13 protein-coding genes are annotated in these 13,319 nt (G+C 46.9%); 8 read left to right on the forward strand and 5 right to left on the reverse strand.

Going from position 1 to position 13,319, the window contains the following annotated elements; translation table 11 throughout:
* Positions 1-141: 141 nt before the first annotated feature.
* Together FC47_RS06435 and FC47_RS06440 are read left to right on the forward strand one after the other, a co-directional pair.
* On the forward strand, positions 142-2,124 hold the full coding sequence (locus tag FC47_RS06435) for an ABC transporter ATP-binding protein/permease (RefSeq protein ID WP_056968433.1): 1,983 nt from the start codon (positions 142-144) through the stop codon (positions 2,122-2,124).
* Positions 2,125-2,246: 122 nt separating this feature from the next.
* On the forward strand, positions 2,247-2,708 hold the full coding sequence (locus FC47_RS06440) for an arginine repressor (RefSeq protein WP_006500851.1): 462 nt from the start codon (positions 2,247-2,249) through the stop codon (positions 2,706-2,708).
* Between the two features lie 33 nt (positions 2,709-2,741).
* Here the strand turns inward: FC47_RS06440 and FC47_RS06445 are convergent, their stop codons facing one another.
* Together FC47_RS06445 and FC47_RS06450 are read right to left on the reverse strand one after the other, a co-directional pair.
* On the reverse strand, positions 2,742-3,038 hold the full coding sequence (locus tag FC47_RS06445) for an ArsR/SmtB family transcription factor (protein WP_045025473.1): 297 nt from the start codon (positions 3,036-3,038) through the stop codon (positions 2,742-2,744).
* Between the two features lie 192 nt (positions 3,039-3,230).
* On the reverse strand, positions 3,231-5,261 hold the full coding sequence (locus tag FC47_RS06450) for a LysM peptidoglycan-binding domain-containing protein (protein ID WP_056968434.1): 2,031 nt from the start codon (positions 5,259-5,261) through the stop codon (positions 3,231-3,233).
* 411 nt (positions 5,262-5,672) lie between these two features.
* Between FC47_RS06450 and FC47_RS06455 the strand changes: the two genes are divergently transcribed.
* From FC47_RS06455 to FC47_RS06465, 3 genes are all read left to right on the forward strand, one after another.
* On the forward strand, positions 5,673-6,902 hold the full coding sequence (locus FC47_RS06455) for an MFS transporter (RefSeq protein ID WP_033934537.1): 1,230 nt from the start codon (positions 5,673-5,675) through the stop codon (positions 6,900-6,902).
* A 22-nt stretch (positions 6,903-6,924) separates the two neighbouring features.
* A complete protein-coding gene (gtfA, locus tag FC47_RS06460; protein WP_006500847.1) occupies positions 6,925-8,382 on the forward strand; it encodes a sucrose phosphorylase in 1,458 nt (485 codons plus the stop codon).
* Between the two features lie 146 nt (positions 8,383-8,528).
* Entirely contained in the window at positions 8,529-9,479 is a 951-nt protein-coding gene (locus FC47_RS06465; protein ID WP_056968435.1) for a LacI family DNA-binding transcriptional regulator, read from the forward strand.
* A 113-nt stretch (positions 9,480-9,592) separates the two neighbouring features.
* On the opposite strand, the gene FC47_RS06470 is transcribed toward FC47_RS06465, so the two are convergent.
* Both FC47_RS06470 and FC47_RS06475 read right to left on the reverse strand, forming a co-directional pair.
* Positions 9,593-9,784 carry an LBP_cg2779 family protein gene (locus tag FC47_RS06470; RefSeq protein ID WP_006500845.1) on the reverse strand — a complete coding sequence of 64 codons (192 nt, stop codon included), beginning with the start codon at positions 9,782-9,784 and terminating at the stop codon, positions 9,593-9,595.
* Between the two features lie 96 nt (positions 9,785-9,880).
* Positions 9,881-10,414 (reverse strand): HdeD family acid-resistance protein, encoded by a 534-nt coding sequence (locus tag FC47_RS06475; protein WP_081036751.1) that lies wholly within the window; start codon positions 10,412-10,414, stop codon positions 9,881-9,883.
* 264 nt (positions 10,415-10,678) lie between these two features.
* Between FC47_RS06475 and FC47_RS06480 the strand changes: the two genes are divergently transcribed.
* Complete coding sequence (locus FC47_RS06480; protein ID WP_056968436.1) at positions 10,679-11,302, forward strand: LVIS_2131 family protein; 624 nt, start codon at positions 10,679-10,681, stop codon at positions 11,300-11,302.
* Positions 11,303-11,500: 198 nt separating this feature from the next.
* Positions 11,501-12,058: an elongation factor P gene (gene efp / locus FC47_RS06485; protein ID WP_006500841.1), complete on the forward strand. Its 558-nt coding sequence runs from the start codon at positions 11,501-11,503 to the stop codon at positions 12,056-12,058.
* An 85-nt stretch (positions 12,059-12,143) separates the two neighbouring features.
* Here the strand turns inward: efp and FC47_RS06490 are convergent, their stop codons facing one another.
* Positions 12,144-12,809, reverse strand: a complete 666-nt coding sequence (locus tag FC47_RS06490) for an NAD(P)H-hydrate epimerase (RefSeq protein ID WP_033934533.1) — start codon at positions 12,807-12,809, stop codon at positions 12,144-12,146.
* Positions 12,810-12,909: 100 nt separating this feature from the next.
* Here FC47_RS06490 and FC47_RS06495 point away from each other — a divergent pair, with 100 nt between their 5' ends.
* Entirely contained in the window at positions 12,910-13,314 is a 405-nt protein-coding gene (locus FC47_RS06495; RefSeq protein ID WP_006500839.1) for a DUF6508 domain-containing protein, read from the forward strand.
* The last annotated feature ends 5 nt before the right edge of the window (positions 13,315-13,319 follow it).

Below are 13,319 nucleotides of genomic sequence, written 5' to 3' on the forward strand. Positions count from 1 at the left end.
CTCTAAAATTCATCTGAAAATATAGTTTTTTCCCATCCTCTTTTGACTTTACAGGCTGACAAGAATAATTGCCCGAATAGACTGGATCTTTTACAATTTGAGAGACAGTTTTTGAAGACAGCAGAATGTAAGGAGTTTTTTATGGCATATTTGGAGCTTCATGATATCCATAAGTCATATTTCCTGGGAAAAGAAGAGTTTCCGGTTCTAAAAGGGATCAATCTTGAATTTGAACGGGGAGAATTTGTCTCAATCCTTGGAGAATCTGGGGGCGGCAAATCGACGCTGATGAACATCATTGGCGGACTGGATCGTGAATTTGATGGTGAAGTCATTGTTGATGGTCAAAAGCTGGATCATCGACAGGAAAAACAGATGGATAACTACCGGCGGGCAACGATTGGCTATATCTACCAAGCCTATAACCTGATCGCGCATCTAACGGTTTTAGAAAACGTGCTGATTTCTTTGGATATGACGGATCTAACGGCAGAAGACCGCAAAAAGCGTGCAGTATCGCTGTTAGAAAAAGTTGGCCTGAAAGATCAGCTGCGTAAATATCCGCATCAGCTATCCGGCGGTCAGAAACAGCGCGTTGCCATTGCTCGAGCCTTAGCCAGCGATCCGCAAGTCATTATCGCTGATGAGCCGACTGGAGCCCTGGATCGGCAGAATACGCAGGAAGTATTGGAATTGTTGGACAGCATTGCTAAAGACGGCAAGCTCGTGATCGCGGTAACCCACTCTCAAGACGTTGCCAACCACGGGACACGGATCGTTCATTTGGCAGATGGCGTTATTGATGGCGATCAGCGCTTGCGGCCAGCCTATGATCTGCCGCAGGACCCCACGCAGCTTAATTCGCGTCCGTTATCGGCATTGGCCAGCTTTAAGACGGCTTTTAAGCATTTTAAATATAATTTTTGGCGCAACTCGCTGATTATGCTGGGAACGGCGATCGGTTTGTTTGCCGTGCTGCTGTTCAGTGGTCTGGGCAATGGCGTCAACGGCTACATTGAAAATCAGATCAATTCGCTAGCTAATCCACAGGTTATTACGGTTCTGCGCAATACCAACGGCAAAAAGATGAATCAGGATCAGCTGCAGGCTTCAATGCAGAACATGGCAGCCAATCCACAGGCAATGTTTTTGAAAAATCAAGACTTGAACCGCTTGAAAAATATTACCGACGTAGCAAAGGTTCAGCCGGGGTACTCGATTGCAGCTTATAAGATAAACTATCAAGACAAGGTGCAAAGCGGTACCAACCTTAACAGCTGGAGCAAGGCCTATACCACGAATTCAATCAAAAAAGGTCACGTACCGCATGCCAATCAGATTGTTTTAAATAAGCAGCAGGCGATTCAGCTGGCCGGCGCAAAACATTATCAGCGCTTGTTGAATCAAACCGTGACGATCACGTTTAACTGGGTCAATGCTGATGGTCAACCAACGCAGTCAACGCGGGCCGTGAAGGTAGTCGGCTTTACTTCGGGAGTTTCGGCAACCACGGCGATGAGCTATCAGACAATCAAGAGCATGCTCAGTGAAAGCGGCGCGTCAACGCAGCCCAACTATGCTGCCGTCAGCGTGAAATCGCTGGACCAGGTTGATAAGACGGCGACTAAGATCAATAATCTGCGAGATGCAAAGACCAACAAGCGAATTTTAGGCGCAATTACGGTTGGCTCGATGCTTAAGACGGTCAATACCTACGTTCAGCTGGCAACGATCGTCTTGGCAGCCATTGCCGGGATTTCCTTATTGGTATCGGCTTTGATGATTATTGTAACCATGTATATGTCGGTTTCAGAACGAACCAAGGAGATCGGCGTGCTGCGGGCATTGGGTGAACGCAAGGTGGACATTAGGCGTCTGTTTACCGCTGAATCACTGTTTATCGGCTTTTTCGCGGCAATTTTGGCTTTGGTCCTGGCGTATGGCGCGCAGCTGATCTTGAATCATGAGCTGTACCACTTGATCAAGTACGATATCGTTCAGATTTCACTGGGCAACGTCTTGTTTGCTTTGGTCAGCGCCTTGCTGATTGCTTTTCTGGCGGCTCTATTGCCAGCTCGGCGTGCCGCTAGATTAAATCCAATCAAGGCGCTGGCAACTGATTGATTGCATAATATTCAAGCACCAGCTGAAAAAAAGCCGGATAAAAACGGCAGACTGGCTTTTAAGTACTTTCAATTCATAGTATTATAAAACCAGTGAATTATTATGCATGTTGGAGGGGTACAATGGATCGTAAAGAAAGACGTCAATTGATTCAAGAACTGGTAACGCAGCAACGGATCAACACGCAGCATGATTTGTTGGCAATGTTGGCTGAGCATGGCATTGATGCTACCCAAGCCACGATTTCTCGCGATATTCACGCTCTGAACATCGTCAAGGTTAGCGATCAGCATGGACATACCTACTATTCAATCCTGCATACCCATGCGGATGAATATCAGCGGCTGTTTGATGGCATCAGTCACAACGTTGAGAAGGTCACCAACGTTCAATTCATCAATGTTATTCAAACGACATTGAACTCCAATTATGCAACCGTACTGGCGGGCCTGTTCGATAATGCGCAGCTTCCGGAAGTCGTTGGTACGCTTGCCGGTAATGATACGCTTTTGACCATCAGCAAAAATAATGAAGATGCTCAGGCAATCAATCGTTTGATTAAAGAGCACATGACCGAAGACTAAAAAAGCGCACTGGATTTTTTCCAGTGCGTTTTTTTATGATGATTTAACGATTTTTTCAGCATGACTGACGACATCGGCAATCAAAGTCATGACTTTAGGATCCTGTAAATGATAGATGATGGTCTTGCCATGCCGAATCTGCTTAACCAGCCCATATTTGCGCAGTAGCTGCAGTTGATGAGAAACAGCTGACTGTTCCCAGTTTAAGGCTTTGCTGATTTCGGAAACGCTCATTGAATGTTGAATCAGCAGATACAGCAGCTGCAGTCGTTTGGGATGTCCTAAGAGCTTGAACAAACGGCTGATTTCATCCAGGTCTTCGATTTCCATTGAACGGTAATTGATCACAACACCACTTACTTTCTTGGTAACGATGTACTAAATGTTATGCTTTCAATAATAGGTCGCTGCCATTTAAAATTCAAGCAGCGCAAACGGCGTGTCAAACGTTAGACATGATTTTGGTAAAACAGCCAGACGGAAACGAATCCGACTGGCTGTTAAGCTTCAAATACGATGAATTTACAGGCTCAGCTTTTGACCAACGAAAATGACGTTTGGATCGCTGATGCCGTTTTGCTTGGCCAGCGTCTGCCAGTTTAAGCCATTGGCCAAAGCGATGCCGTAAAGCGTGTCGCCGGACTTGACCGTGTAGCTGCCGTTGCTGTTGGTTGAAGAAGCAGCTTGAGAACTGGCGGCAGTTGCCGTTGCGCTGACCTTGATTACCTGACCCACGTAAATGTCATTTGGGTTGCTGATGCTGTTTGTTGAGGCCAGTGCCTGATAGGTCGTCCCGTATTTGGCAGCGATGGCAGACAATGTGTCGCCAGCCTTGACCGTGTAGGAAGCGGCAGTCGTTACAGTACTGTTTGCTGAAGAACTGGTTGAGCTGCTGGTCGAGGCATTTGAGCTGACTTTAAGGACTTGACCGACATAAATCAAGTTGGGATTGCTCAATGAGTTCAGTGAAGCCAGCGTGCTGCTGGAAGTACTGTAGCGAGATGCAATGGCAGACAGCGTATCGCCAGCCTTAACGGTATACGTACCGACAGTCGTTGCAGCAGTCGACGATGATGACGATGACGAGTTGGTTGTCTGGCTGTTTTTAAGCTTCAAGACTTGACCAACATAGATCAGATTTGGATTGCTCAGCTGGTTAAGCGAAACGATCTGGTTAACCGTCGTATTATACTGGCTGGCAATTCCAGACAGCGTGTCGCCTGATTTAACGGTGTAGCTGGCAGATGATGTTTCCGTATTCGTCGTAGTAGAACTGGACTGACCAGAGGAGCTGGAGTTTGAGTTGCTGCTCTGGTTGACCAGCAGGCGCTGTCCGACATAAATCAGGTTCGGATTAGAAATGCTGTTCAACTGTGCCAGCTTGCTGGAAGTCGTGGAGAACTTCAAGGCAATCCCAGACAGCGTGTCGCCGCTTTGAACGGTGTAGTAGCCGTTGGAGCTGTCGGCATTGCCGCTGTTGGAGTAGTTGTAGTCATTCTTGTTGTTGATAACGGGCTGCTTGCCAGAAAAGGCGATGTTGTCAAGCTGAGTCAGATTGTACATCTCTACCAGCTTGATCAAAGATGAGGCATATGATGGATCGGTAGCATAGCCGTCTGATTGCAGCTTGCGCGCTACGCTGGCATAGGACTGATCGCCCAGCAGATTGGCGTAGCGGCTGTTGCTGTAAAGGAAGTTGCCGTGATCTTCAACGGATTCAGAGTTGTTGGCGTATTTACGGAAGTTGTCATAGATGTAGTAGCTTTGACCATTGTAGACTTCCCGCGTCTGCATCGTAACATACTGACCGTTGTAGCTGCCTTTGATCCCAAACAGGTTGTGAGCTTGTGTGGAAAGCGCTGATTGTCCCCAACCGCTTTCCAAGATAGCCTGGGCAACGGTAACTGAAGGCAGAACGCCATACTTGGTCCAGCCGTTGATGGCACCTTGCGCTACACTTTCGATGAAGTTTTGCGACTTGGCATTACTGCTGAAGTAAAGCGAGCTCAAGTCGACCTGATTGCTGGCAGTGTCGGTATTGGCAGCCGCTAAAGTTGTAGTTGCGGCGGCTACTTGGCTGGCACTGGATGCAGCATCACTGGTCTGAGTGGCAGCCGCGCTTTGAACCGCATTGTTGGAACTATCAGCGCTGACGCTGGATGCAGCAGCCGTAGCTGATTCAGCAGCTGAGCTGGTTTGAATGGCGATGCTGGCAACGGCACTGGCAGCTGAAGCAGAACTTTCAGAAGTCGCTTGAGCACTAGCGGTACTTTCGGCACTGGCCTGGCTGGCGCTGGATGCGGCAGCGCTGGTCTGACTGGCTGCTGAGCTGTCAGCTGCAGAACTGCTGTCAGAATCTTGACTGGCATCCGAGCCATTGGCACTGCCAGAGACCGTAATCTGATGAGTGGTTTGATCAGTCTGATCGGCGTGGGCAACTGAGCCGGCCGCCGTCAGCATGGTTAAAGCGGCGATGCTGGCAAAGACCCATTGCCGGCCGCTCTTGTACATCTTATAATGCTGATGCGTTTCGTCGATGATTGGATTTTTCATACGTGAGCATACTCCTTTAAAAAACTAGCTGATCAGTGGTTAAGTCGGCTATATATTTAGAAATTATATTTTTTAATAATTCGTTAAGAATAGCAACTAATTAAAAAGTAGCATTCACAACGGGTTACGTCAATTGATTTTTAAATGAAAACGACCAAAATCTACTATAAATTAATAGACTTTTATGCTTGAGAAATTTCTTCACTGATCGCACTATTAAACAAAGAATTACTTTTTGACTATTAAAAGTGTGAAAATAAGATTTAAGAGCCGCGAAAGCGATTCAAATCTTTTTGATAAACGATTGACAAAAGAAACTAAAACAAGTTAAAATAATTCTCGATGAAATTGATAAACGTTTATCAAAATCTCTGTTGAGAACGTTAAATACAACTTTTAGGGGAAAACAACATGGACAACAAAAAGTCGATTGTGACGAAACTGGCTTTTCTGTCGGTTTCTTTCATGGTGACCAGTGCGTACGCGATTCAGGGATCGCTGCCACAGTTGAAGGCGGCTTTGCATATCACGCAAACGCAGTCTGAATACCTGGTTACCACACCATCTTTTGCCGTTATGATCTTTGTGGTACTTTCACCGCTGCTGCAGTCTTGGTTCCACATTTCTGACAAGAAGATCATCATGCTGGGGGTCTTCATCGTTGGCCTGGCTGGGCTGGTACCAATGTTTGTCAGCAACTATGGCATCGTCTTGGCATCGCGATTGGTCTTAGGGGCTGGTTATGGTCTCTATAACTCGCAGGCCATTTCAATGATCTCAGTTTGGTATGAAGGTAATGAGCGAGCTCAAATGCTGGGCTGGCGGGCGGCTGCCGAACAGATCGGTCAAGCTACGACCCTGTTTATTGCCGGCCTGCTGCTGAGTTCATTTGGCTGGCGGCAGTCATTTTTGGTCTACGCACTGGCCTTCTTGGTTCTGCTTTTCTTTGCTGCCCGCGTTCCAGACGACAGCAAGGTAGAAGCAGCTGAGGAAAAGGAAGAAAAACAGGAAGCAGAATTGAAAGAAGCCGTTGAAGGCGAAGACAAGGGCAAGATCAGTCCAGTCGTCTATCTGCTCATCTTATTTGCCTTCCTGCTGGTTGTTGACTATGTTGGCATGGAAAATCGTTTCTCTGGGGTAGCGGTTGCCATTAAAGGTGCCAGCTACACTGGATCTTCCAACTTCTTGTCGTTGATGCTGATTGGAGCAACGCTGGGTGGTTTGTTCTACGGCTCAATCAAGAAGGTCATGGGATTTGGGACGGTTTACTTTGGTCTGATTCTGATGGCCATCTCGAACTTCTTGTTTGCCTATGGTGCCAGTCACCGCAGTTTCGTGATGCTGGTCATTGGTCTGCTTTTGATTGGGTTCCCATTACAGCTGGTCTCTCCTTTGATTTTTAACCTGCTGCCTGATCTTGCGCCTGCTAATCGGCAACCGCTGATTACCTCGATGATTCTGATCGGTTTTAACTTTGGGGCCTTCTTCTCACCAACGATTGCTGAATGGACCAACCACATTATGGGACAGCCGCAAGCTGGGTTGAGCCTGGCAGCACCATTCGTACCATATGGAATCGGCCTGCTGGTGATTGCCTTGGTTATCTTTATTGCTACTCGTCGTCAAGCTAAGAAAAACTAATTTATTTTTTGGAGGATTAAACATGCCAATTAAGAACAAAGCCATGCTGATCACCTACTCTGACTCGCTGGCTAAAAACATCAAGGAAACGCATGAAGTCTTGAACGAATACATCGGTTCAGCAATCGGTGGCGTTCACCTGCTGCCATTCTTCCCATCAACTGGTGACCGTGGCTTTGCACCTTATGACTACACGGTTGTTGATCCAGCTTTTGGTAACTGGGCTGACGTTGAAGCATTGGGTGAAGAATACTACCTGATGTTTGACTTCATGATCAACCACATTTCCAAGAAGTCGGTTATGTACCAAGACTTCAAGAAGAACCATGACGACTCCAAGTACAACGACTTCTTCATTCGTTGGGAAAAGTTCTGGGCAGCTGCTGGTCCAGATCGTCCTACCAAAGAAGACGTTGACTTGATCTACAAGCGTAAGGACAAGGCACCAATGCAGGAAATCAAGTTTGACGATGGTTCCGTTGAACACCTGTGGAACACGTTTGGTGAAGAACAGATCGACATCAACGTTAAGAGCAAGGTAGCTCAAGAATTCTTCAAGCAGACGCTGACCGACATGGTTAAGCACGGTGCCGACCTGATTCGTCTGGACGCCTTTGCCTACGCCGTTAAGAAGATCGGTACCAATGACTTCTTCGTTGAACCAGAAATCTGGGATCTGTTGAATGAAGTACGTGAGATCCTGGCTCCTTACAACGCAGAAATCCTGCCAGAAATTCACGAACACTACACGATTCCTGAAAAGATCTCTCAACACGGCTACTTTGTATATGACTTCGCTCTGCCAATGACGACGCTGTACACGCTGTACTCTGGCAAGACCAACCGCCTGGCTAAGTGGTTGAAGATGAGTCCAATGAAGCAGTTCACGACGCTGGACACTCATGATGGGATCGGGGTCGTTGACGCGCGCGACATCTTGACCGATGAAGAAATCGACTATGCTTCCAACGAACTTTACAAGGTTGGTGCCAACGTTAAGCGCAAGTACTCTTCAGCTGCCTACAACAACCTGGACATCTACCAGATCAACTCAACGTACTACTCCGCATTGGGTGATGACGACCGTGCATACCTGCTGGCACGTGCCTTCCAAGTATTCGCCCCTGGTATCCCAATGGTTTACTACGTTGGTCTGCTGGCTGGCTCCAATGACCTGGAACTGTTGGAAAAGACTAAGGAAGGCCGGAACATCAACCGTCACTACTACACTAAAGAAGAAGTGGCCAAGGAAGTTCAGCGTCCAGTCGTTGCCAACCTGCTGAAGCTGCTGAGCTGGCGCAACGAATTTGCTGCCTTTGATCTGGATGGCTCGATTGACATTCAAACGCCAACCGAAACGACGATTACGATTACTCGTAAGGACAAGGAAGGTCAAAACGTAGCAGTTCTGGAAGCCGACGCAGCTAACAAGACGTTTACGATTACGGCCAATGGCGAAAAGGTCATGGAACAAAACTAATTAAAGGTCTGTTTCAGCAGATCTGCCGAATAGTTCACAAAAATCGCATGAGCTTAAAGCTGATGCGATTTTTTTATTTTAAAAATGACGAATTGTCGTAAATTGGTCTATAATAGTGTGACAATCATTTCAACGAGGTCAAGAATATGGTAGCTAAACTAAAAGATGTCGCCAAGCTGGCGGGCGTTTCAGTCACGACGGTTTCCCGCGTCATCAACAACTATGGATCGCTAAGCGAAAAAACCATTAACAAGGTGCATGAGGCAATGCGTGAGCTGAACTATCAGCCCAATGCTCTGGCGCGAGCGATGCAGGGGAAGCCATCCAAATTTATCGGCCTGATCTTCCCGAACATTATTAACCCGTTCTATGCGGAATTGGTAAATGATCTGGAATATCGTCTGTTTGCTAAGGGCTATAAAACGATTATTGCCTCATCAGCCCAAAATCCAGATATCGAGCATGATTACCTGGCGATGCTGATGGCGAACCAGGTCGATGGCATTATTTCAGGCTCGCATAATCTTGGAATTGAGGAATATCAGCGAATCAAGGCTCCAATCGTATCGTTTGACCGCTATCTGGCTGACAATATTCCAATCGTGTCGGCTGACAGCTATCGTGGCGGAAAGATGGCTGCTGAGTACCTGATTGCTAAAAACGTCAGCCATCCAGCAATTCTGATTGATGAGGATACCTCGGTCTCGCCAACGCTTAATCGAGTCCAAGGGGCAATTGACTGTTTTTCTGCCCACCAAATTGAGTATGTGCCGCTGGATGCCAGGAAAACGAATCTTGAAACGACATTTCCTGGAGAATATGATGGCGTGATGGCAACCAATGACGTTGATGCCTTAAAGATCATGCGCCTGGCGGTACGGGCCGGCAAACGAATCAATGAGGACTTCCACGTTACAGGGTATGATGGCTCCAAGATGATTTGCGAGCTGACGCCAGAATTGCCAACGGTTCGACAGCCGACTGCCGAGTTGGCAGACCTGCTGATCGATACATTGATGGAACGCATCAAGAATCCAGATGCCAAGCTGACGCCTGCGCCATTAGCGGTGGCTTTTCATTATCCAGAAGACAGATAAACGAAAATTGGGGCGTAATTGCTCGATTTTGAAGTTTTACGGCCGTTCAACGAAGAATTGGATGATTTATGTGTAAATAAAAAACGCGCCTGCTAAGACGCGTTTTTTATTTATTAGTGCTTGGCCTGCATGAAGCGCCGCAAGAGACTGGCTTCCTCGTCAGTAGCGAGATCGCTTTGTGACTTGATATCATGCACGCGCTCAACCGACAATTGGCTGCCAAATGCGATTTGGTTGTCGGTCATTGCGTGGACCCGTTCGAATTCGATGATTTCTGCTGCAAGACTGTTGACTGGTTCGCTCATTAAAACTTTCTCCCTTCCTGGTCATCATTCATAATGACGATGGCTGTATACGTACGATATTACAATATTTATTGTAAACTTTTCTTTTCGTAGATGCTAGAAGGCTTGAATAATCTTTACGATTCCAATCACGATCAAGTAGAAAGAAATCAGCCAAACCATGGTGATTGCCGAAAGCATCGGCGAGAAGAGCAGAACTACCCCGATGATCAGTCCCAGAATGTCGAGAATGAACAAAAGCCAGTAGTAGCCAACGTTTAGCTGATGGAAGAAACCGGCAATCGTTAATTCATTGGCTGAGCTGATAATGAACCAGAGCGCGAAGACTACGGCGATGACGGTAGTGCCGAAGTTTTGATATACCAAAAAGACGATCCCCAAGATAATGTCTAAAATACCGGTACCGAGCAGCCAACCGGAACGATAGCCGAGCCACTCCTGCATCTTACTGCGGGCCCAGAGCTCGTAGATCCCCAACAGCAGCAAGCCAACGCCAACTAAGATACAGAGCAGGTGCAGCGATTTGTCTGGGTGCATGATTGAAACGCAGCCCAGTACCACCAATACGATTCCCAAAATTAAACTGGCCCAGTCAAAACGCTTTTTGTATCCGTCCATTTCCATAATCATTACCCCCTTAGCGATCGGAATGCAAACACATCATGGATAATTGCAAAAATATAAAGAGACAATAACTAATCAAATGTTAACTACACTAGCCACATCACCACTTTTATGGGTGAAAGCGTTTTTATTTATACTTCTATTGTAACTTATTTTATTAATAACGGCATGAGAAATAAGGAACAATTGCCGCGATGTGTTACAATTTATGTATAGATTTTTATGTTGTCTGACGCACGAATACGGTCATTGATTTAGGAGCAAAAAATTATGAATTGGAACTGGTTGGGATGGCTGCTTTGGATCGCGGCCATTGTTTTTATGATCTGGGTTACTCACTACATCCGCGTCAAGCAACTGATGCTGATTGCCAAGACGAAGCGCCGTTTTGACAAAAAATTGTTTGCACGTTATGTAGTGCTGGTCGTCTTGGCGATTGGATGGCTGGGCGGAATGGCGTATCTGTCGTTTTTCCGGCGTGTTCCCTACGATGATACTCAAGCCGTTAAGATAACGACTGAATATGAAGCATTGCAGCTGAACAGTCAAGACAATGATTACTACTATGTGATTGCCAAACATGCTCAAGGCGGCACGCGGCCGATCGTTTCCTACACCTACTGGACAGATAATGCCAAAATGACGACTGACGCGCGAGGCACTACGATTGTTGACAGTGATCGCCTGGTTACTGGTCAGGCAGCCGGCTATCCTTGGAATATGAAAAAGCTGAAGTCCTATGACTCAAAAACGGGTCATGCTTTCGTTGCCGTAATGACGATCAAATATCGCAATACGGTCTTAAACGGGATGGGCGTTCGCTGCGGCAAGCTGGCTGATACGCATACGCTGATCAGAATTCCGGCTGCCAACATGGTTGATCAAAAAAAGTAAATAAATAAGTGGGTTTGTCAAGGCAAATCAACTGATTACATGATATAGTAAAAGGTGGATGCTAAAATTGCGACAGTGCAATGGCGAGCACACGATAAAAGGCGATGAACGACGCCTCGATCGCGAAGATTTGAACGATCAAAAGCTCACGGTACGCGTGGCCAAGTTCAGTAATTAATAAAAGGAGTACTTAGTACAATGATTCAAACGATTGATTTGAAAAAGGGCATGGTTTTTGAACGTGGCGGCAAGCTGCTGAAAGTTTTGCAAATCAACCACCACAAGCCAGGCAAGGGTAACACGTTGATGCAAATGGACATCCAAGACGTTCGGACTGGCTCCATTGTGCACACGACGATGCGTCCTTCCGAAAAGGTTGAACAAGTCAACGTGGACAAGAAGAATGCTCAATACCTGTACGATGAAGGCAACACGGCGGTCTTCATGGACATGGAAACCTACGAACAATATGAAATCAGTGATGAACAGCTGACTGAAGAAAAGAAGTACTTGGTTGAAAACATGCAAGTGCAAATGGACTTTGTTGGCAGCGAACTGGTTGGTATTGAACTGCCAACGACGGTCGTTCTGACGGTTGAACACACGGAACCAATGATCAAGGGTGCAACGATTGATGGCGGTGGCAAGCCTGCTACGATGAGCACGGGTCTGGTTGTCAACGTGCCAGCCTTCATCAAGAACGGTGACCAAATCATCGTCAACACGATGGATGGCAGCTACAAGTCACGGGCCTAACTAATAAAAAACGATTCGTCAAAACGGCGAATCGTTTTTTATTTGGGTAAAGAAGCGCGGTTAATGACCTTGGCCGCGATTAAAACTAATCCTGATTATCAGCCAGCGCATGCTCATCAATCCAATAAGTTCCCATATCATCGGCAATGACGACGCGACCGGCATGCTGGCGACCTTCGTTTTGAGTAAGCCCGATTTTGTTGAAGGCAAACGTAACGGTTAGATGGGCTTTGACGGCAATTCCCATGACCGCGCCAGTATCAGTGTTGATTCCAGAAGGCATATCAACGGCGACGCGAAAAGCCTTTGTATCATTCATGGCTTTGATAACGTCGACGTAGTGTCCAGCAACCGGCCGATCAATGCCAATACCAAAGATTGCATCCACGATCAGTGAGGCCTCATCCAAAATGCTCAAGTCGCTGGTTTGAGGGATGCGATAGTATTGGCAGATATGGGCTTGAACCTGGTGCTCTTGGGAGGCGTGATCAGGATTGCCAACGTTGAGAATCGTCACTCGGGCACCGGCAATCTTCAGCAAGCGGGCGACGGCCAGACCATCGCCGCCGTTATTGCCGCTGCCGGCGACAACGACAACATGGCTTAAATAGATCGGCAGGGCATTGAGAATCTCGTCGCGAACGGCCAGCGCAGCTCGTTCCATCAAAACTAATGAAGGAATGCCGATGTGATTGATGGTGTAGCTGTCGCAGCGTTTCATCTGGGCTGCGGTAACGATTGGTTTTTCCATAAAAACTACCTCCAAAATTGGTTTTCTTTTAGCCTACCACTTTATTGAACCAACCTAAAAGCGGTACACTAAACATACTTAGACAAAAGAAGGTGAGCCTATGGATTTAAATGCATACCTGCCATATTTCAAAAGCATGATTGATCGTAAAATTGGCTGGACCATCAGCAATCCAGAAGATGGCATCGTACGTGTTGGCTATCCGCTGTATGACAAACCGATGCTGGAATTTACGCGCAAGTTCCGTGCCAGTGCGGAATATGACCCCCATTACCGCAAGACTTTAAAGGCTAATCGAATTAAGCCACGCGTTGATGAAGCAACCATTGCGCAAGTCTTAAAGTTAGATGATGTCAGCTTGATTGGCGCGATGATCTCTTTAATCGTGGACTGGGAAGAAGTTGAGGAAGGAACCTGGGCTCAGGCGCTGCAGTCCGGTGAATTGTATCGTTTGACCAAGCGTTTGGCAGAACTGACCAGTCAGCGTCCACAGCTAGAAAAGTAGAGGGA

This window comes from Limosilactobacillus mucosae DSM 13345, assembly GCF_001436025.1.
In the GTDB taxonomy this organism is placed as follows: Bacteria; Bacillota; Bacilli; order Lactobacillales; family Lactobacillaceae; genus Limosilactobacillus; species Limosilactobacillus mucosae.

Coding starts and splice junctions, on each gene's coding strand:
- FC47_RS06445 (WP_045025473.1), bottom strand. CDS start 3,038: ATGGAAATCGAAGACCTGGATGAAATCAGCCGTTTGTTCAAGCTCTTA.
- FC47_RS06475 (WP_081036751.1), bottom strand. CDS start 10,414: ATGATTATGGAAATGGACGGATACAAAAAGCGTTTTGACTGGGCCAGT.
- FC47_RS06455 (WP_033934537.1), top strand. CDS start 5,673: ATGGACAACAAAAAGTCGATTGTGACGAAACTGGCTTTTCTGTCGGTT.
- FC47_RS06440 (WP_006500851.1), top strand. CDS start 2,247: ATGGATCGTAAAGAAAGACGTCAATTGATTCAAGAACTGGTAACGCAG.
- FC47_RS06470 (WP_006500845.1), bottom strand. CDS start 9,784: ATGAGCGAACCAGTCAACAGTCTTGCAGCAGAAATCATCGAATTCGAA.
- FC47_RS06435 (WP_056968433.1), top strand. CDS start 142: ATGGCATATTTGGAGCTTCATGATATCCATAAGTCATATTTCCTGGGA.
- FC47_RS06495 (WP_006500839.1), top strand. CDS start 12,910: ATGGATTTAAATGCATACCTGCCATATTTCAAAAGCATGATTGATCGT.
- FC47_RS06465 (WP_056968435.1), top strand. CDS start 8,529: ATGGTAGCTAAACTAAAAGATGTCGCCAAGCTGGCGGGCGTTTCAGTC.
- FC47_RS06480 (WP_056968436.1), top strand. CDS start 10,679: ATGAATTGGAACTGGTTGGGATGGCTGCTTTGGATCGCGGCCATTGTT.
- gtfA (WP_006500847.1), top strand. CDS start 6,925: ATGCCAATTAAGAACAAAGCCATGCTGATCACCTACTCTGACTCGCTG.
- efp (WP_006500841.1), top strand. CDS start 11,501: ATGATTCAAACGATTGATTTGAAAAAGGGCATGGTTTTTGAACGTGGC.
- FC47_RS06490 (WP_033934533.1), bottom strand. CDS start 12,809: ATGGAAAAACCAATCGTTACCGCAGCCCAGATGAAACGCTGCGACAGC.
- FC47_RS06450 (WP_056968434.1), bottom strand. CDS start 5,261: ATGAAAAATCCAATCATCGACGAAACGCATCAGCATTATAAGATGTAC.